Here is an 18,147-nt window from a genome sequence, read left to right on the forward strand (position 1 = left end):
CGCTACTTACATGCTTAACGGAAAAAACACTTCACTGAAAAGGCTCTTTCCGAGGAACCATCCAGCAGGTCTCACGACGACAAGTAGGAAGAACGGGTCAGACCCAGGCGCAATGCATCGAGGAACTGGGTTCGTTCCTTGACGCTGATGCTGGCACTGGCAACCTTGTCGCGGTAGTGAGTCATCAGTTCCTCTGGCGACAGGTGCACGTAGCGCAACATGTCCTCGATGGTGTCGTGGGTCTCGATACCGGCGTGGTACACACTGCCGTCGGCGTTCTGGTAGATGTTCACCGAGTCGGTGTCACCGAACAGGTTGTGCATGTCACCGAGGATTTCCTGGTAGGCGCCCACCAGGAAGATCCCCAGCAGGTAGTCCTCACCCTCGTTGACCGCGTGCACCGGCAGGCTGGTCTCGATGCTCTGCTCGTCGACGTACTGCTTGATCTTGCCGTCGGAGTCGCAGGTCAGGTCCTGCAGCACCGCCCGGCGCAGCGGCTCCTCGTTCAGGCGATGCAACGGCAGGATCGGCAGGACCTGGCCGATGGCCCAGGTGTCGGGCAGGCTCTGGAACACCGAGAAGTTGCAGATGTACTTGTCGGCCAGCTTGTCATTGAGTTCGTCGAGCACCTGGCGATGCGAGCGCTGGCGGGCCTTCAGCGAGTTGTGCAGGCGCCGGCAGACGGCGAAGTAGCACTGCTCGGCCAGGGCTTTCTCGGCCAGGGTCAGCTTGCCATCGGCGTACTGGGTGGCCACGTCACTCATGTAGTGGGTGGCGCGCCAGTAGGTCTCGGTGACCATCTCGATGTCGGTCGGCCCCAGCAGTTCCACCAACCATTGCACGGTTTCCGGCAGGTCCTGCGGGTTCTCGATGTGTGGCACATCGTCGTTGTGTTTCTCGACATCGGTCACCTGCACCACCAACATCGCGTGGTGAGCCGTCAGCGAACGGCCGCTTTCGGAGAAGATGTGCGGATGCGGCAGGTTCTGCGCATCGCAGAATTCCTTGAGCATCCCGACCACGACACCGGCGTAGTCATCCATGTCGTAGTTGATCGAACTGGCGTTGCGCGAGTGGGTACCGTCGTAGTCGACACCCAGGCCGCCACCGACGTCGATATGATCCACCGGCAGGCCAAGGTTGCGTAGCTCGCCGTAGTAACGGATCGCTTCCTTGAAGCCGTACTGGTAGTCCGCCAGGTTGGCGATCTGCGAGCCCATGTGGAAGTGCAGCAGGCGAATGCCCTGGTCGAGGCCGGCCGCGCGGAAGCGCTCGACCACCGACAGCAGTTGCGCCGCCGACAGGCCGAACTTGGATTTCTCGCCGCCAGTATCGGCCCACTTGCTCGATGCCAGGGACGACAGGCGCACCCGCAGGCCGACCTGGGGCTTGACCTTGAGCGAAGCCGCCTCCTCGATCACCAGCTCCACTTCGGACTCTTTCTCGATCACGATGAACACATTGTGGCCGAGTTTCTGGCCCATCAGCGCCAGGCGAATGAACTCGCGGTCCTTGTAGCCGTTGCAGACGATGGTGCCGCCTTTCGGTGCCAGTGCCAACACGGCCAGCAGCTCCGGTTTGGAGCCGGCTTCCAGACCGATGGAGACGTTCTGGGTGGCGATGATGTTCTCGATCACCGCTTCCTGCTGGTTGACCTTGATCGGATACAGCGCGGTGTACTTGCTCTGGTATTCCAGGCGCGCGATGTTCGCGTCGAATGCACCGGTGAGCTGGCGGACGCGGTCCTGCAGGATATCCGGGAAGCGCACCAGCAGCGGCAGGGACAGGCCGCTCTTGCGCAGCTCGTCGACCTGCTCGAAGAGATCGATGGGCGAACTGTTCGGGCCGTTCGGACGAACCTCTACGCGACCGGCTTCATTGATCGCGAAATATCCGGCCCCCCAATGGCGAATCCCGTAAACACTGCGGCTGTCCGCAACTGTCCATTGGCTGCCATCGTCTTTGCGTGTGCGTCGTACGGACATCGAAGTCCCCTATAAAGAAGTCAGGTAACGCCGCCTGGACCCAGGCTGCGCGCAGTCTAAAGAATGAAAATGACGATTCGCCTGCATCCGTCTATGACCACGGATGCCGCTTCGAGTTTAGAGGCTGTGCGGGAACAGGCTCTGTGAAAACCATGGGCAGGACTGCCAGGCCGCGTTCATCCGGGCTGGCGGGTCGACTTCACGGTGGTTTTCACAGAGGCTGCTAGCCGCCGGACTTCTTCGCCTTGAAACCCTGCTTGACCAGCTCGCCCAGCAACAGCTCGACATGGTCACCCTGGATTTCGATGACGCCGTCTTTCAGGGCGCCACCGGTCCCGCAGCGTTTCTTCAAGGTACTGGCCAGTTCCTTGAGGGCGTCTTCGGCCAGGGGCACGCCGGTGATGGTCGTCACCGTCTTGCCACCTCGGCCCTTGCTCTCACGGCGCACGCGGGCAATGCCGTCGCCTTCGGGAATCAGGGTTTGTTTGCAGGTACAGGCAGCCACCGGCTGGCTACAGTCCGGACAATGTCGACCTGCGTCGGTGGAAAACACCAGGCCGCCGAGAGCGGCGAAGGATGCGGCTTTTTTGGCCACCGGCAATCCTCTTGGGAGGACAAAGACTGGTCGAAGGCCCCTCTGGGCATCCACGACCGCGAAGCCCCACTCAGGCAGGGGCAGCGCTACTCAGGCAGGCGAAGCCGCTTGAGCTTGAAAAGTCGCGCAGTGTAACGGCAAAAGGCCGATGACCCAAGAGTCAATCGGCGCCATTTCATGAAGGTTTTGCGACGCCCTGCAAATAGCGCTTCAAGGCCGCCAGGGAGTCCGGGCAGTAGGGTTTGTGGGTGCTTTCCGCAACGGCTGCCTCCACCGCAATGAAGCGGGCCTCCAGCACCTCTTCCGGCTGCAGCCGCAACGGCCCGTCCCAGACCGCACTGAACACCGCACACCAGAGCCGGTTGCCCGGCTGGTCAAAGAAGAAATGCTCATGGGCAGTCAATGGCACGCCACTGACACCCAGTTCCTCTTCCAGCTCGCGGGCAGCCGACTCGGCGTAGCTTTCATCGGCCTGGACCATGCCGCCGGCCGCCACGTCCCAGTAACCGGGGTAGATGGCCTTGCTCAAGGTCCGCCGATGCACGCACAACTCACCCTTCGAGTTGAACAGCAGGATGTAGGTCCCACGCCCAACCAGGCCTCGCTCACGCAGGTCGGCACGGGCGAGGCTACCCTGCAGGCGATCCTGGTCGTCGACCCAGGCGATCAGTTCGGCGTCGGAGGCGGCGCGGTGCGCGGCCTCGTTCGGGGAGACATCCATCGATCAACCCTGGTTGAGCAGTTGACGCAAGTCGATCACCGCGGCGTTGGCGCGCGAAATGTAGTTGGCCATGACCAGCGAGTGGTTGGCCAGCACGCCGAAGCCGCTGCCGTTGAGGATCATCGGACTCCAGACCGGCTCCTGCGAGGCTTCCAGCTCGCGGATGATCTGCCGCACGCTGACCGTGGCGTTCTTCTTCGCCAGCACGTCGGCGAAGTCGACCTCGATCGCCCGCAACAGGTGCGACAGCGCCCAGGCCTGGCCACGAGCTTCGTAGAACACGTTATCGATCTGCAGCCATGGGGTCTCGACCACTTCCTCGTCAACCTGTGGCACTTGGCCCGGCGCCACGCTTTCGGTTTTCAGGGCTGAGTTCAGCTTGACCCGGCCGACGCTGGCCGAGAGGCGCTGGGACAACGAACCCAGGCGCGTGGCGACATCACCCAGCCAGTTGTTCAGGTTGTCGGCGCGGGCGTAGAACAGCGCGTTGTTCTGGTTCGGATCGGACAACCGGGCCTCATAGCGGTCCAGCGAGTTGATGCCTTCCTGGTACTCCGCCTCACTGGACGGCAGCATCCAGCTCTTGTTGTCGAAGTTGAAGCGCGGCTCGGCCTTGGCCAGGTCGGCGTCTTCGGCCGACTGCGACTGCGAGCGGGCGAAATCCTTGCGCAGGGCGCGGGTCAGGTCGCGCACCTGGACCAGCACGCCGTATTCCCAGCTGGGAATGTTGTCGAGCCAGACGCCCGGTGGGAAGCGGTCGTTGGACAGGTAGCCGCCCGGCTTGGTCAGCAGGGTGTCGACGACGGTCTTGAGGGTTTCCACCGTGGTGTAGCCGACGACCATCTTGCGCCCCTGCTTCTCGGCGGCCATCTGCGCATTCTGCTGGACGGGAAACAGCGCCGGTTCCTGGCTCCAGTACCAGCCGAGCAGAATCGTCACCACCAGGTACAACCCCACCAGGGTTGCCAGGGCACGACTGAACAGCAGGCCGGCGAAGTAGCCGCGGCGTGCCGGCGAAGGTTCTGCAGCACGTTCCGGAGCGCTGCCTGCGCGTTTTTTCCAGTCCAGCATGGCTCTATCCTTTCGATCACATGAGTTCATCGGTTGACCACAACCCTGGCCCATCGTGCCCTGCCTGCCTGAATTCGAATCAGGACCCGGGTTCATCGATCAAGGCACGGCAGCGTTGCCATCCATCACCCCACTATAAATCAAGCAGCCGTAGGACGCTTCATGCAAGCGCCGCACAATTGACCATCTCCGTCACGAGAAAGGCTGACCCAATGGTCACCAAATGAATCCGAGAAGTTGACGCACGGCGCGTCTATCGGGGCGCAGAAGTGATAGCATGGAGCCACCACCCACCCTCCGCCGTTCGTCTAACCAGTAGCCAGGATATGAGCGAGCCAGAAGACCCCAACCGCGAGCGCCTCAGGCATCATTTTGCCCAGCGGGTCATTCATCAGGCACGCCAGATTCTGGAGATATGGCAACGCCTGCAACGCAGCGAATGGTCGAACGACGACATGGCCGAACTCAACGAGGCGAACCTGCGCCTGCTGCGGTTCGCCGAGCGTTTCGAGCAAGCCGAACACGTCCAGCTGGCCCATGGCATCAACCGCTCGCTGGAAGCGGTCGAAGCCAACCGCGGCCGCCTCAGCAGCAGCCTGATCACCGAACTCAATCGCCTGATGCAGCGCCTGTCGCGCACCGGCCTGCGCCATGGCGACCAGCTGGAACACACGTTCCTGCCGCCACTGCGCAAGCCGGTCTATGTGATGCTGCAGGACCTGGAACGGGCCGAACGGCTGGTCAAGCAGCTGGAGTTCTTCGGTCTCGCCGCCCAGGCGCTGGAAAGTGTCGCGGCATTTCGCTCATCCATGGCCGAACGCCTGCCGGCCGCACTGGTGATGGACGTCGATTTCAGCGGCAGCGGCATGGGCCTGCACCTGGCCGCCGAAGCCCAGCTCGGGCTGGAACAGAAGCTGCCGCTGCTGTTTTTCAGCCTGCATGAAACCGACACCCCCACCCGGCTGGCCGCAGTACGCGCCGGCGGCCAGGAGTTCCTCACCGGCGCCCTGGAAGCCTCCAGCCTGCTGGAAAAAATCGAGACCCTGACCTGCGCCGCCCAATACGATCCGTACAAGGTACTGATCATCGACGACTCGCGCGCCCAGGCCCTGCATGCCGAACGCCTGCTCAACAGCGCCGGCATCGTCACCCGGACCCTGATCGACCCGATCCAGGCCATGGCCGAACTGGCCGATTTCCAGCCCGACCTGATCATTCTCGACATGTACATGCCGGCCTGCACCGGCACCGAACTGGCCAAGGTGATTCGCCACAACGACCGTTATGTCAGCGTGCCGATCATCTATCTATCGGCCGAGGACGACCTGGACAAGCAGCTCGACGCCATGAGCGAGGGCGGCGACGACTTCCTGACCAAGCCGATCAAGCCACGCCACCTGATCACCACCGTGCGCAACCGCGCGGCGCGGGCCCGCAACCTCAAGGCGCGGATGATCCGCGACAGCCTGACCGGCCTGTACAACCATACCCATATCCTGCAACTGCTTGAAGACTGCAGCTTCCGCGCCCGTCGCGAATGCAAGCCGCTGAGCTTCGCGATGCTCGATATCGACCATTTCAAGCGGGTCAACGACAGCCACGGCCACCCCATGGGCGACCGGGTGATCAAGAGCCTGGCGCTATTTTTAAAGCAGCGCCTGCGCAAGACCGACTTCATCGGACGCTATGGCGGCGAAGAGTTCGCCATCGTCATGCCCGATACCGATCTCGACTCCGCCTATAAAGTGCTGGAGGAAATTCGCCAGCGCTTCGCCGAAATCCACTACCCGGCGCAGCCGGAAGACTTGCGCTGCACCTTCAGTGCCGGGGTGGTCGAGCTGCAGGCGGACAGCGACAGCCTGGTCATGGCGAGCCAGGCCGACGAGGCGCTGTATCGTGCCAAGCATGCCGGGCGCAACCGGGTGCAGTTGGCAAGGCAAAGTGCCAGCTTTTCATCGGATTCGAGTGATTCCGTCATAACCCTGTAATCAAACAGCAATAAATTCAGGCGCTTACCACTTTTTGTCGTGGACAGGATCCTGAATGCGCCTCAAATTGCTGACCAATCTCAACACCCTGCTGCTCGTTGCCGTGTGCCTGGCACTCGGGGCTACGCTCTGGTGGTCACAGCGGGCGCTGGAACGACCCTATCAACTGATGGAGCGTTACCTGGGCCTGTCCCAACAGTTCCAGAACCAGGCCGCGCGCAACATCGAAGACTACCTGGGCAGCGGCGACGCCCTGCGCCTGAGCAGTGCCGGCCAGTCAATCGAAGCGATCGAGAAGGAAATCGCCGCCCTGCCCGCGTCGATGACCGACACCCTGCGTCCGAGCCTCGCCGCCCTCGACGACTTCAGCAAGACCGACCTGCTGGCCGCCGGCAAGCTGGCTGGTGATCCGCAAGCCTTGCTGCTGCAAGCCGAACGCGAATTGGGCGGCAACCTCGAACAACTCACGCAGTATGCAACCGGCGTACAGAAACCGGAGGCTGCGGCCTACCTGCCGCCGTTGCTGGCAGCCACCTCGCACCTGGCAAAACTGTCGCTGGCCCGGGACAAGCTGGTCAGCAGCGGTCGCAGCGAACTGGCCGCCGATGTCGAACGCGAACTGGCCAGCATCAGCGCCCAGGCTGAACAGTTGGAAGCGCTGCCCCTGCTGGGCGTGACCTCGAGCAGCGAGTCCGGTGCCGACGACTTCAACGCCATGATGGGCCTGGAAAGCACCGAGAAAACCGTGGTCATGGACACCGGCGTCGACCTCAAGCGCGAACTGCACAGCCTGCTGACCCGCTACCCGGCCGAACTGGCCCGTACCCGCGACCAGATCCAGCGGCGCGCCGACCTGGCGAAGGCGACTCACCTGAAGATCGCTGATGTACAGCAGGCAATCGCCGCCCTGGAACCGGTGGTACGGGCCCAGCACGGCCAGATCGAAAGCGAGGTGCGCCTGATGCAAGGCGCGATGATCGGACTGATTCTGCTGATCGCGCTGTTGATCGACACCTTGCAACGCAAGCTGGCCAGGGTCCTGACCAACCTCGCGCCGGCACTGTCGACCTGGGCCGAAGGCGACTTCAGCCGGGATATCCAGTTGGGCAAGACCAACCGCGAACTGCATGATATCGAGGCATCGCTGAACCGCCTGCGTGCGTATCTGGTGGACCTGGTCGGCACCATTCGCGAGAACGCCGAGCAGGTGGCCGGCAGCAGCCGGGCCCTGGCCGATCTAAGCAGCGGCCTGCACAGCGGTGCCGAGCGCCAGGCCGGAGACACCGGGCAGATTCGCGATGCCCTGGGCGAGCTGGAAGCCACCATCCAGCAGGTGACCGGCGACGCCAGCCAGGCGGCGGACGCCAGCCGCAGTGCCGGCACGGCGGTGGAGCACGGCCAGAAAGTCATCGGCATGAGCCTGGCCGGCCTGCACGCGCTGGTTGGCGAGGTGCAGGGCAACGCCAAGATGATCGAACACTTGGCTGAAGAGTCGGCCACTATCGGCGGCGTGCTGACAGTGATCCGCTCGATTGCCGACCAGACCAACCTGCTGGCGCTCAATGCCGCCATCGAAGCCGCCCGCGCCGGGGAAATGGGCCGTGGTTTCGCGGTGGTCGCCGAGGAAGTCCGGACCCTGGCCCAGCGCACCGCCGGCGCCACCGGGGAAATCCAGAACCTGATCGCCGGGCTGCAGAGCGCTGCACGTGAATCGGTGGAAGGCATGCGTGCCCAGGTCGAACATGCCGAGGCCACCGCCGAGCAGGCGCAGGCAGCCGATGGTGCGCTGGACGAGATCGTCGGTGCGATTCAGACCATCGCCGACACTGCGGTACGCATCGCCGACGTCACCTCGCAACAGAGCGGCGCGGTCAGCGAGATTCGCGACCACAGTGAACGCATCCACCAGTTGGGCGAGGACAACCTGTTGCGTATCGGCGAAGGCCGCAACCAGGGTGAACGCCTGCTCGAACTGGGGACACAACTGAACACGGCAGTGCAGGCTTTTCGCGTTTGAGCCTGCAAACCGGCCCGTTCCCCCGCGCCTGCTACCCTGTCTTCGCGACAGGCTGCTTTTCGGCGAACCCCATGTCCAAGCGGTCCGAGCATGGACCGTCGGTCAGCCCCGGCGGGCAACTTCGGCGAACCTGTCGCGAAGAAGAATGACCGACAACCACAAATGAGTCACAAACTTTTCGCGAACATCGGTCATCGTGCTGGCTATTGCGCTCAACTGGACAGTCGCCGGCCCTTTGCGGCATAGTCGGCGCGCATTGACAACTGCGCACCGATAACAAGGAAACAGCCGATGGCGACCCTACTGGTCCTGCACGGACCCAACCTGAACCTGCTGGGCACCCGCGAACCGGGCGTCTACGGCGCGGTCACGCTGCCCGAGATCAACCAGGATCTGGAGCGCCGGGCCCGGGAAGCCGGGCACCATCTGATGTATCTGCAAAGCAACGCCGAGTACGAATTGATCGAGCGAATCCACGCCGCGCGCAGCGAAGGCGTCGACTTCATCCTCATCAATCCGGCAGCTTTTACACATACAAGCGTCGCATTACGTGACGCGTTGCTGGCGGTGAGCATCCCATTCATCGAAGTGCATTTGTCAAACGTGCACAAACGCGAGCCTTTTCGCCATCACTCCTACTTTTCGGATGTAGCGGTAGGAGTGATCTGCGGCCTTGGCGCCAGCGGTTACCGACTGGCCCTGGAGGCTGCCCTAGAGCAGATCGAAAGACAGGCAACAGCTTGAACGACAAGCGATAAACGCCCCTGACCGACCCTTGGGAGTTGATGATTCATGGATATCCGTAAAGTTAAGAAACTGATCGAATTGCTGGAAGAGTCCGGCATCGACGAGCTCGAGATCAAGGAAGGCGAAGAGTCCGTACGCATCAGTCGCCACAGCAAGACCCCAGCTCAGCAGTACTACGCGCCTGCACCGGTAGCTCCGGCTCCGGCCGCTGCCCCGGCTGCTCCAGCCGCCGCTGCTGCTCCTGAAGCGGCCGCCGCACCGAAACTGAACGGTTTCGTGGTCAAGTCGCCGATGGTCGGTACCTTCTACCGCACCCCGTCGCCTACTTCAGCTCCATTCGTCGAAGTCGGCCAGACCGTGAAGAAAGGCGACACCATCTGCATCGTCGAAGCGATGAAGATGATGAACCACATCCAGGCCGAAGCCAGCGGTGTGATCGAATCCATCCTGGTAGAAAACGGTCAGCCGGTTGAGTATGACCAGCCGCTGTTCACCATCGTTTGAACCGCGGAGTGCCTTCGATGTCCAAACCTGCGAAGCTGGAAAAAGTCCTGATCGCCAACCGTGGCGAGATCGCTCTGCGTATCCTGCGCGCCTGTAAGGAACAGGGCATCAAGACCGTAGCTGTTTACTCGACGGCCGATACGGAACTGATGCACGTGAAGCTGGCGGACGAAAGCATCTGCATCGGCCCGCCCCTGGCCACCAAGTCGTACCTGAACATCCCGAACATCATCGCGGCCGCCGAAGTCACTGGCGCCACGGGGATTCACCCAGGCTACGGCTTCCTCGCGGAAAACGCCGATTTCGCCGAACAGGTCGAGAAATCCGGTTTTGCCTTCATCGGCCCGAAAGCCGACACCATTCGCCTGATGGGCGACAAGGTATCGGCCAAGGCAGCCATGATCGCAGCTGGCGTACCGACCGTACCCGGCTCCGACGGCCCACTGCCTGAAGACCCGGAAACCGCCCTGCGCATCGGTCGCGAAGTCGGTTACCCGGTGATCATCAAGGCGGCAGGCGGCGGCGGTGGTCGCGGCATGCGCGTGGTGCACAGCGAGGAAGAGCTGGTCGAAGCGGCCAAGCAGACTCGTGAAGAGGCCGGCGCCTGGTTCAGCAACCCGATGGTCTACCTGGAAAAATTCCTGACCAACCCACGTCACGTGGAAGTCCAGGTGATTTCCGATGGCCAGGGCCATGCGATCCACCTCGGCGACCGTGACTGCTCGCTGCAACGTCGTCACCAGAAGGTCCTGGAGGAAGCTCCGGCACCAGGTATCGACGAAGACGCGCGCAAGGAAGTCCTGGCACGCTGCGTCCAGGCCTGTATCGATATCGGCTACCGCGGTGCCGGTACTTTCGAGTTCCTGTACGAGAACGGCCGCTTCTACTTCATCGAGATGAACACTCGCGTGCAGGTAGAGCACCCGGTATCGGAAATGGTCACCGGCATCGATATCGTCAAGGAGATGCTGAGCATCGCCGCTGGCAATCCGCTGTCGTACACCCAGGATGACGTGAAGATCCACGGTCACGCCCTGGAGTGCCGGATCAACGCCGAAGACCCCAAGACCTTCATTCCGAGCCCCGGCCTGGTCAAGCATTTCCATGCTCCAGGCGGCAATGGCGTGCGGGTCGATTCGCACCTGTACAGCGGCTACAAGGTTCCGTCGAACTATGACTCCCTGATCGGCAAGCTGATCACCTGGGGAGCCACCCGCGACGAAGCCATGGCGCGCATGCGCAATGCCCTGGACGAAGTCGTGGTAGACGGGATCAAGACCAACATCCCGCTGCACCGCGACCTGGTTCGCGACGAAGGCTTCTGCGAAGGTGGTGTGAACATTCACTACCTGGAACACAAGCTCGCCCACCAGTGAGTCGGTGATCCGCATGACAAGGCCGCTTTCGAGCGGCCTTGTTGTTTTTGTGGGTACCGGCCTGCTCCCACAAGAGCAGGCCCACTCCCACAAAGCAGCGCGCTGGCGTAAACTGCCGCGTTTCTCGCAACCACCCAGGTTGCACACTCATTTTTCACAGGTGCCCGCCATGCCTTGGCTGCAAGTACGCCTCGCCATCAGCCCGGAACAAGCCGAAACCTACGAAGACGCTTTCCTTGAAGTCGGTGCTGTTTCGGTAACGTTCATGGATGCCGAAGATCAACCGATTTTCGAACCCGAACTCAACACCACGCCACTGTGGTCCCACACTCACCTGCTGGCGCTGTTCGAAGGCGGCACCGAAGCCGCCAGCGTGCTTGCGCACATGGAACTGCTGACCGGCGCACCGCTGCCCGAGCACCACAGCGAAGTGATCGAGGACCAGGACTGGGAACGCAGCTGGATGGACAACTTCCAGCCGATGCGCTTCGGCCAGCGCCTGTGGATCGTACCGAGCTGGCATGCCGCACCGGAGCCGGACGCAGTCAACCTGCTGCTCGATCCGGGCCTGGCCTTCGGTACCGGCACCCATCCGACCACCGCCCTGTGCCTGGAATGGCTCGACGGCCAGGACCTCAAGGACTGCGACGTCCTCGATTTCGGCTGCGGCTCGGGCATCCTGGCGATCGCCGCACTGTTGCTGGGTGCCCGCGAAGCCGTCGGCACCGATATCGATGTGCAGGCCCTGGAAGCTTCCCGCGACAACGCCGGGCGCAACAACATCGCCGAAGAGCTGTTCCCGCTGTATCTGCCGGAGCAGTTGCCGCAGGTACAGGCCGACGTCCTGGTGGCGAACATCCTCGCCGGCCCGCTGGTTTCCCTGGCCCCGCAATTGTCGACCCTGGTCAAGCCAGGGGGGCGCCTGGCCCTCTCGGGCATCCTCGCCGAACAGGGCGAAGAGGTGGCCGCCGCTTATGCCAAGGACTTCGATCTGGACCCGATTGCCGAACGCGATGGCTGGGTGCGCATCAGTGGCCGTCGGCGCTAGAATGGGCGCTTGCATGAACCGGATCGTCGCATGACCGACAGCTTCGTCACCCAGTGCCCGCATTGCCAAACCAGCTTTCGCGTCAGCCATGCCCAGTTGAGCGTGGCGCGCGGTGTTGTGCGCTGCGGTTCCTGCCTGCAGGTGTTCAATGCGGCGCGACAACTGCTGGAGCAGCGTGCAGCCCGGGAGGCGGCGGCCAACCCGCCGACAACGCCCGTCGTGCCGAGCGAGACAGCGGCAGCACCCGCAGAGCCGTCCGCCACGCCGACACCTGCGAGCGAACCACCGCGCGCCATCAGCCAGAAGCAGTGGACGGCGCAGGAACTGGACCTCGACGACCTGGACCTCGACGAAGAGCTGGCCCGCCTCGAACAGCGGGAAATCCAGCCAGCCAGGTCCTTCGGCCAGGAGCATAACGGCAAGGAAGAGTCCTTCAGCGCCCGGCGCGACAGCGACGATGACGAAGCACAATGGTCCGGCAGCCTGTTCAGTGCACCGACCAGCGAGCCCGACGAGCTCGTCGATGACGAGCCAGAGCCGCCAGCCCCGGCCCCCAGGGCCGAACGCAAGACCGAACGAAAGGTCGAGCCCAAGGCCGAACCGACCAGGTCGAGCCGTACCGAACCCTCGCTTTCCTTCGACCTCGCCGACCTGGACGACGAGCCCAAGGCTCCACGCCTGGAAATCGAAGACAGCGAACTGGAAGAACTCACCCCCCACGAACACCTGAGCGCCGACGAAAACGACACGCCAGAACCCGCCGCCGGTCAGAAAAACGCCGCCCGCAGCCGCAGCGAACCCGGCGTCGGCGCCCATGATGACGTGCTGCTGGACCTTGAGGACGACCCGATTCATCTCGACTGGCAACGCCGTCGCTCGCCTTGGGGCAAACGCCTGCTCTGGCTGCTACTGGTGCTGCTCGCCAGCGCCGCCTTGCTGGGCCAATATGTTGCCTATCATTTCGACGAGCTGGCACGCCAGGACCAGTACCGACCATGGTTCCAGCAATTCTGCCCGCAGCTGGGCTGCAAGGTGCCCTCCAAGGTCGATATCGCACGGATCAAGAGCAGCAACCTGGTGGTGCGCAGCCACCCGGATTTCAACGGCGCGCTGGTGGTGGACGCGATCATCTACAACCGTGCGTCGTTTTCACAGCCGTTCCCGCTGCTGGAGCTGCGCTTCGCCGATCTCAACGGCCACCTGATCGCCAGCCGGCGCTTCAAGCCCGGTGAATACCTGGGCGGCGACCTCGGCGGGCAGACTGAAATGCCGCCCCAGACCCCGATCCATATCGCCCTGGACATTCTCGACCCAGGCGCCAAGGCCGTGAACTACAGCCTGAGTTTCCACTCCCCCGAATAGCGCGGTCCATCGTGTTGTTTGACGGCAGTTTTCCGGCATCGACCAAACCGCCGGCAATAACAGAAGAACTGTTCAGATTTTATCCAATTTTGCCTTTATCCAGTCATCGAGAGCGGGTATCATGCCAACCCTTTTTCGAACTCCAATGATCCGGCCCCACAACAGGGAAGTCCTATGTCGGCGGTACGCATCGGCCCATACACACTGCAGAACGGCTTGATTCTCGCCCCCATGGCGGGTGTCACCGACCAGCCCTTTCGTCAGCTTTGTCGACGCCTGGGCGCGGGCCTGGTGGTTTCGGAAATGGTCACCAGCGACATGAGCCTGTGGAACAGCCGCAAGTCGCGTCTGCGCATGATCCACGAAGGTGATCCCGAGCCCCGCTCGGTACAGATCGCCGGGGGTGATGCACAGATGCTGGCGGATGCGGCCCGGGCGAACGTCGAGCTGGGCGCACAGATTATCGACATCAACATGGGATGTCCGGCCAAGAAGGTCTGCAACAAGGCCGCCGGCTCCGCACTGTTGAAGGATGAAGAGCTGGTGAGGGAGATCCTGCACGCCGTCGTGGCAGCAGTCGATGTCCCGGTCACCCTGAAGATCCGCACCGGCTGGGACCGGTCGAACAAGAACGGCCTGACGGTGGCGAAGATCGCCGAGCAGGCGGGCATCACCGCCCTGGCGGTGCATGGACGCACCCGTGCCGACCTGTACACCGGCGAAGCCGAGTACGACACCATTGCCGCGATCAAGCAGGCGGTGTCGATCCCGGTTTTCGCCAACGGCGACATCGATTCGGCCGAGAAGGCCCGGTACGTGTTGAACGCGACCGGTGCCGACGGCCTGTTGATCGGCCGGGCCGCCCAGGGACGGCCATGGATTTTTCGTGAGATCGAGCATTTTCTGCGTACCGGTGAACCCCTCCCGGCACCGGAACTGGTCGAAGTGGAACGCATTCTGCTAGAGCACCTGGCCGCGCTGCATGCCTTCTATGGAGAGGTCATGGGCGTACGCATCGCCCGCAAGCATGTCGGCTGGTATCTCGCAACCTTGCCGGGCGCCAAGGAGTTTCGCGCCCACTTCAATCGTTTGGAAGACACGGAAGCACAATGCGCCAACGTTCGTGAGTTCTTTGCCGGACGTTACAAGAGCCTGGTGACAGGGGACGGAGATGGGGTGGCCGCATGACGATGATGACCGAGACTTTAGTGAGTGGAACAACGCCCGTGAGCGATAACGTCAATTTGAAACAGCACCTCAATACGCCAAGCGAAGAGGGCCAGACCCTTCGCGGCAGCGTCGAGAAGGCGCTGCACAATTATTTCGCCCACCTAGAGGGCGCGGCCGTCACGGACGTGTACAACCTGGTGCTCTCCGAAGTCGAGGCTCCCCTGCTCGAAAGCGTGATGAACTACGTCAAGGGCAACCAGACCAAGGCCAGCGAGCTTCTGGGCCTGAACCGCGGCACCCTGCGCAAGAAACTCAAGCAGTACGATTTGCTGTAAGCATTCAATCAAACCAGAAAGGCGCCCGCGTAAAACCGGTCGCCTTTTTTGCTGACCCCCTTGTTTTGATGGACATTGAGATGACCGACCAGACTACCCGCCTGCCGATCCGCCGCGCCCTGATCAGCGTTTCCGACAAGACCGGAATCCTCGATTTCGCTCGTGAACTGGAAGCCCTGGGCGTGGAAATTCTCTCCACCGGCGGCACCTTCAAGCTGCTGCGGGACAACGGCGTCGCAGCTGTGGAAGTCGCGGACTACACCGGCTTTGCGGAAATGATGGACGGTCGGGTGAAAACCCTGCACCCGAAAATCCACGGTGGCATCCTCGGTCGTCGCGGCATCGACGATGCAATCATGAGCGAGCACGGCATCCAGCCGATCGACCTGGTCGCGGTCAACCTCTACCCCTTCGAAGCCACCATCAGCAAGCCGGGCTGCGACCTGCCGACCGCCATCGAGAACATCGACATCGGCGGCCCGACCATGGTTCGTTCGGCAGCGAAAAACCACAAGGACGTCGCCATCGTCGTCAACGCCAGCGACTATGCCCAGGTCCTGGAAAGCCTCAAGGCCGGCGGCCTGACCTACGCCCAGCGCTTCGACCTGATGCTCAAGGCGTTCGAGCACACCGCCGCCTACGACGGCATGATCGCCAATTACATGGGCACCGTGAACCAGGCGGCCGAGACCCTGTCGACCGAAGGCCGCAGCGAATTCCCGCGCACCTTCAACAGCCAGTTCGTCAAGGCCCAGGAAATGCGCTACGGCGAGAACCCGCACCAGAGCGCGGCGTTCTATGTCGAGGCCAAGCCTGCCGAAGTCGGCATCGCCACCGCAACCCAACTGCAGGGCAAGGAACTGTCCTACAACAACGTCGCTGATACCGACGCCGCGCTGGAATGCGTGAAGAGCTTCGTCAAGCCGGCCTGTGTGATCGTCAAGCACGCCAACCCGTGCGGCGTGGCCGTCAGTCCGGATGCCGAAGGCGGCATCCGCCAGGCCTATGAACTGGCCTACGCCACCGACAGCGAGTCGGCTTTCGGCGGCATCATCGCCTTCAACCGCGAACTGGACGCCGAGACCGCCAAGGCCATCGTCGAACGCCAGTTCGTCGAAGTGATCATCGCCCCTTCGGTCAGCGAAGAAGCCCGCGCGATCGTCGCCGCCAAGGCCAACGTGCGCCTCCTGGCATGCGGCCAGTGGGACGCCGAGCGCGCTCCGGCCTGGGACTACAAGCGCGTCAACGGCGGCCTGCTGGTCCAGAGCCGCGACATCGGCATGATCAGCAGCGCCGACCTGAAGGTGGTGACCAAGCGCGCGCCGACAGAGCAGGAAATCAACGACCTGATCTTCGCCTGGAAAGTGGCCAAGTACGTCAAGTCCAACGCCATCGTCTACGCCAAGAACCGCCAGACCATCGGTGTTGGCGCCGGCCAGATGAGCCGCGTGAACTCGGCGCGTATCGCCGCGATCAAAGCTGAACACGCCGGCCTGCAGGTGCAGGGTGCGGTCATGGCCTCGGATGCCTTCTTCCCGTTCCGCGACGGCATCGACAACGCGGCCAAGGTCGGTATCACCGCAGTGATCCAGCCAGGCGGTTCGATGCGCGACAGCGAAGTGATCGCTGCTGCCGACGAAGCCGGCATCGCCATGGTGTTCACCGGCATGCGCCACTTCCGCCATTAATGACAGGCGTGTGAACGCCACTGAACTGTAGGAGTCGGGCTTGCCCGCGAAGGGGCCCTCGAGGCCGTCAAAAGCTTCGCGGGCAAGCCCGGCTCCTACAGGTCGGTGGTCGACAGCGCTCCCAGAATTCTGCGTCATCGAGGTTTTTCAAATGAATGTTTTGATCATCGGCAGCGGTGGCCGTGAACACGCCCTGGCCTGGAAAGTCGCCCAGGATCCGCGCGTCGAGAAAGTCTTCGTCGCCCCGGGCAACGCCGGTACCGCCATCGAGGCCAAGTGCGAGAACGTCGCCATCGACGTCCTGGCCCTGGAGCAACTGGCCGACTTCGCCGAGAAGAACGTATCCCTGACCATCGTCGGCCCGGAAGTGCCGCTGGTGGCCGGTGTGGTCGACCTGTTCCGCTCCCGTGGCCTGGACTGCTTCGGTCCGACCGCCGGTGCCGCCCAGCTGGAAGGCTCCAAGGCCTTCACCAAGGACTTCCTGGCCCGCCACAAGATCCCGACCGCCGACTACCAGAACTTCACCGAGATCGAGCCGGCCCTGGCCTATCTGCGCGAGAAAGGCGCACCGATCGTGATCAAGGCCGACGGCCTGGCCGCCGGCAAGGGCGTGATCGTGGCCATGACCCTGGCCGAAGCCGAAGATGCCGTACGCGACATGCTCGCCGGCAACGCCTTCGGTGACGCAGGTTCGCGCGTGGTGATCGAGGAGTTCCTCGATGGCGAGGAAGCCAGCTTCATCGTCATGGTCGACGGCAAGAACGTCCTGCCGATGGCCACCAGCCAGGACCACAAGCGCGTCGGCGACGGCGACAGCGGCCCGAACACTGGCGGCATGGGTGCCTACTCGCCGGCCCCGGTGGTTACCGCCGACGTCCACCAGCGCGTGATGGACCTGGTGATCTGGCCGACCGTGCGCGGCATGGCCGAGGAAGGCAACGTCTATACCGGCTTCCTCTACGCCGGGTTGATGATCGACAAGGCCGGCAATCCCAAGGTCATCGAGTTCAACTGCCGCTTCGGCGATCCGGAAACCCAGCCGGTGATGCTGCGCCTGCAGTCGAGCCTGGTGCTGCTGGTCGAGGCCGCGCTGGCCCAGGCCCTGGACAAGGTCGAGGCGCAATGGGACCCACGGCCAAGCCTGGGCATCGTCCTCGCCGCCGGCGGCTACCCTGGCGACTATGCCAAGGGCGCACCGATCAACGGCCTGGACGCCGCTGCCGGCCTGGAGGGCAAGGTCTTCCACGCCGGTACCGCGTTGAAGGACGGCCAGGTCGTCACTTCCGGCGGTCGGGTGCTCTGCGCAACGGCGCTCGGCGAGACCGTTGGGGCGGCCCAACAGCAGGCTTACCAGCTCGCGGCTAAGATCAATTGGGAAGGCTGTTTCTACCGTAGCGACATTGGCTACCGTGCAATTGCACGCGAACGCGCAGACAGCCAGGAATAAGCTATCCGTTCGGATAGGCAAGGGCGTCAAGCCCTTGCCGTCTTGTTCCCGCCCCGCGCATAGTTATGACTCAGGCATCAACCTAAGAAGGGA

15 protein-coding genes are annotated in these 18,147 nt (G+C 62.9%); 11 read left to right on the forward strand and 4 right to left on the reverse strand.

Going from position 1 to position 18,147, the window contains the following annotated elements:
- Positions 1–71: 71 nt before the first annotated feature.
- The 4 genes from speA to AC6I6U_RS32620 form a co-directional block, all read right to left on the reverse strand.
- Entirely contained in the window at positions 72–1,985 is a 1,914-nt protein-coding gene (gene speA / locus AC6I6U_RS32605) for an arginine decarboxylase (protein WP_497880023.1), read from the reverse strand.
- A 223-nt stretch (positions 1,986–2,208) separates the two neighbouring features.
- Positions 2,209–2,580: a translation initiation factor Sui1 gene (locus AC6I6U_RS32610; RefSeq protein WP_497880024.1), complete on the reverse strand. Its 372-nt coding sequence runs from the start codon at positions 2,578–2,580 to the stop codon at positions 2,209–2,211.
- 175 nt (positions 2,581–2,755) lie between these two features.
- A complete protein-coding gene (locus AC6I6U_RS32615; RefSeq protein ID WP_497880025.1) occupies positions 2,756–3,301 on the reverse strand; it encodes an NUDIX hydrolase in 546 nt (181 codons plus the stop codon).
- 3 nt (positions 3,302–3,304) lie between these two features.
- Positions 3,305–4,372, reverse strand: coding sequence for a DUF2333 family protein (locus AC6I6U_RS32620; protein WP_497880026.1), 1,068 nt, complete (start codon positions 4,370–4,372; stop codon positions 3,305–3,307).
- 326 nt (positions 4,373–4,698) lie between these two features.
- Between AC6I6U_RS32620 and AC6I6U_RS32625 the strand changes: the two genes are divergently transcribed.
- The 11 genes from AC6I6U_RS32625 to purD all read left to right on the forward strand — a co-directional run bounded on the left by AC6I6U_RS32625 (position 4,699) and on the right by purD (position 18,054).
- On the forward strand, positions 4,699–6,360 hold the full coding sequence (locus tag AC6I6U_RS32625) for a diguanylate cyclase (RefSeq protein ID WP_497880027.1): 1,662 nt from the start codon (positions 4,699–4,701) through the stop codon (positions 6,358–6,360).
- Positions 6,361–7,774: 1,414 nt separating this feature from the next.
- Entirely contained in the window at positions 7,775–8,377 is a 603-nt protein-coding gene (locus AC6I6U_RS32630; protein WP_497883155.1) for a methyl-accepting chemotaxis protein, read from the forward strand.
- A gap of 291 nt (positions 8,378–8,668) precedes the next feature.
- Positions 8,669–9,121, forward strand: coding sequence for a type II 3-dehydroquinate dehydratase (aroQ, locus tag AC6I6U_RS32635; protein WP_497880028.1), 453 nt, complete (start codon positions 8,669–8,671; stop codon positions 9,119–9,121).
- Positions 9,122–9,169: 48 nt separating this feature from the next.
- The gene (accB, locus tag AC6I6U_RS32640) at positions 9,170–9,628 is read left to right on the forward strand and encodes an acetyl-CoA carboxylase biotin carboxyl carrier protein (RefSeq protein WP_497880029.1); all 459 of its coding nucleotides are present in this window, start codon (positions 9,170–9,172) and stop codon (positions 9,626–9,628) included.
- A 17-nt stretch (positions 9,629–9,645) separates the two neighbouring features.
- On the forward strand, positions 9,646–11,004 hold the full coding sequence (gene accC / locus AC6I6U_RS32645; RefSeq protein ID WP_497880030.1) for an acetyl-CoA carboxylase biotin carboxylase subunit: 1,359 nt from the start codon (positions 9,646–9,648) through the stop codon (positions 11,002–11,004).
- A 169-nt stretch (positions 11,005–11,173) separates the two neighbouring features.
- Positions 11,174–12,052: a 50S ribosomal protein L11 methyltransferase gene (gene prmA, locus AC6I6U_RS32650; protein WP_497880031.1), complete on the forward strand. Its 879-nt coding sequence runs from the start codon at positions 11,174–11,176 to the stop codon at positions 12,050–12,052.
- A gap of 30 nt (positions 12,053–12,082) precedes the next feature.
- Entirely contained in the window at positions 12,083–13,414 is a 1,332-nt protein-coding gene (locus tag AC6I6U_RS32655) for a DUF3426 domain-containing protein (RefSeq protein WP_497880032.1), read from the forward strand.
- Between the two features lie 174 nt (positions 13,415–13,588).
- Positions 13,589–14,602: a tRNA dihydrouridine synthase DusB gene (gene dusB, locus AC6I6U_RS32660; protein ID WP_497880033.1), complete on the forward strand. Its 1,014-nt coding sequence runs from the start codon at positions 13,589–13,591 to the stop codon at positions 14,600–14,602.
- Entirely contained in the window at positions 14,599–14,919 is a 321-nt protein-coding gene (gene fis / locus AC6I6U_RS32665; RefSeq protein ID WP_003186237.1) for a DNA-binding transcriptional regulator Fis, read from the forward strand. Before dusB ends, fis begins: the two co-directional genes overlap by 4 nt.
- Before the next feature lie 80 nt (positions 14,920–14,999).
- Positions 15,000–16,607, forward strand: a complete 1,608-nt coding sequence (purH, locus tag AC6I6U_RS32670; protein WP_497880034.1) for a bifunctional phosphoribosylaminoimidazolecarboxamide formyltransferase/IMP cyclohydrolase — start codon at positions 15,000–15,002, stop codon at positions 16,605–16,607.
- A 151-nt stretch (positions 16,608–16,758) separates the two neighbouring features.
- The gene (gene purD / locus AC6I6U_RS32675) at positions 16,759–18,054 is read left to right on the forward strand and encodes a phosphoribosylamine--glycine ligase (protein ID WP_497880035.1); all 1,296 of its coding nucleotides are present in this window, start codon (positions 16,759–16,761) and stop codon (positions 18,052–18,054) included.
- Positions 18,055–18,147: the final 93 nt, after the last annotated feature.

It is taken from the genome of Pseudomonas sp. UTLPPB19802, from assembly GCF_059730225.1.

What these genes read in the sequence shown, in the direction of transcription:
- speA (WP_497880023.1), bottom strand. Translation starts at nt 1,985, where the DNA reads ATGTCCGTACGACGCACACGCAAAGACGATGGCAGCCAATGGACAGTT.
- AC6I6U_RS32615 (WP_497880025.1), bottom strand. Translation starts at nt 3,301, where the DNA reads ATGGATGTCTCCCCGAACGAGGCCGCGCACCGCGCCGCCTCCGACGCC.
- AC6I6U_RS32620 (WP_497880026.1), bottom strand. Translation starts at nt 4,372, where the DNA reads ATGCTGGACTGGAAAAAACGCGCAGGCAGCGCTCCGGAACGTGCTGCA.
- AC6I6U_RS32625 (WP_497880027.1), top strand. Translation starts at nt 4,699, where the DNA reads ATGAGCGAGCCAGAAGACCCCAACCGCGAGCGCCTCAGGCATCATTTT.
- AC6I6U_RS32630 (WP_497883155.1), top strand. Translation starts at nt 7,775, where the DNA reads ATGAGCCTGGCCGGCCTGCACGCGCTGGTTGGCGAGGTGCAGGGCAAC.
- aroQ (WP_497880028.1), top strand. Translation starts at nt 8,669, where the DNA reads ATGGCGACCCTACTGGTCCTGCACGGACCCAACCTGAACCTGCTGGGC.
- accB (WP_497880029.1), top strand. Translation starts at nt 9,170, where the DNA reads ATGGATATCCGTAAAGTTAAGAAACTGATCGAATTGCTGGAAGAGTCC.
- accC (WP_497880030.1), top strand. Translation starts at nt 9,646, where the DNA reads ATGTCCAAACCTGCGAAGCTGGAAAAAGTCCTGATCGCCAACCGTGGC.
- prmA (WP_497880031.1), top strand. Translation starts at nt 11,174, where the DNA reads ATGCCTTGGCTGCAAGTACGCCTCGCCATCAGCCCGGAACAAGCCGAA.
- AC6I6U_RS32655 (WP_497880032.1), top strand. Translation starts at nt 12,083, where the DNA reads ATGACCGACAGCTTCGTCACCCAGTGCCCGCATTGCCAAACCAGCTTT.
- dusB (WP_497880033.1), top strand. Translation starts at nt 13,589, where the DNA reads ATGTCGGCGGTACGCATCGGCCCATACACACTGCAGAACGGCTTGATT.
- fis (WP_003186237.1), top strand. Translation starts at nt 14,599, where the DNA reads ATGACGATGATGACCGAGACTTTAGTGAGTGGAACAACGCCCGTGAGC.
- purH (WP_497880034.1), top strand. Translation starts at nt 15,000, where the DNA reads ATGACCGACCAGACTACCCGCCTGCCGATCCGCCGCGCCCTGATCAGC.
- purD (WP_497880035.1), top strand. Translation starts at nt 16,759, where the DNA reads ATGAATGTTTTGATCATCGGCAGCGGTGGCCGTGAACACGCCCTGGCC.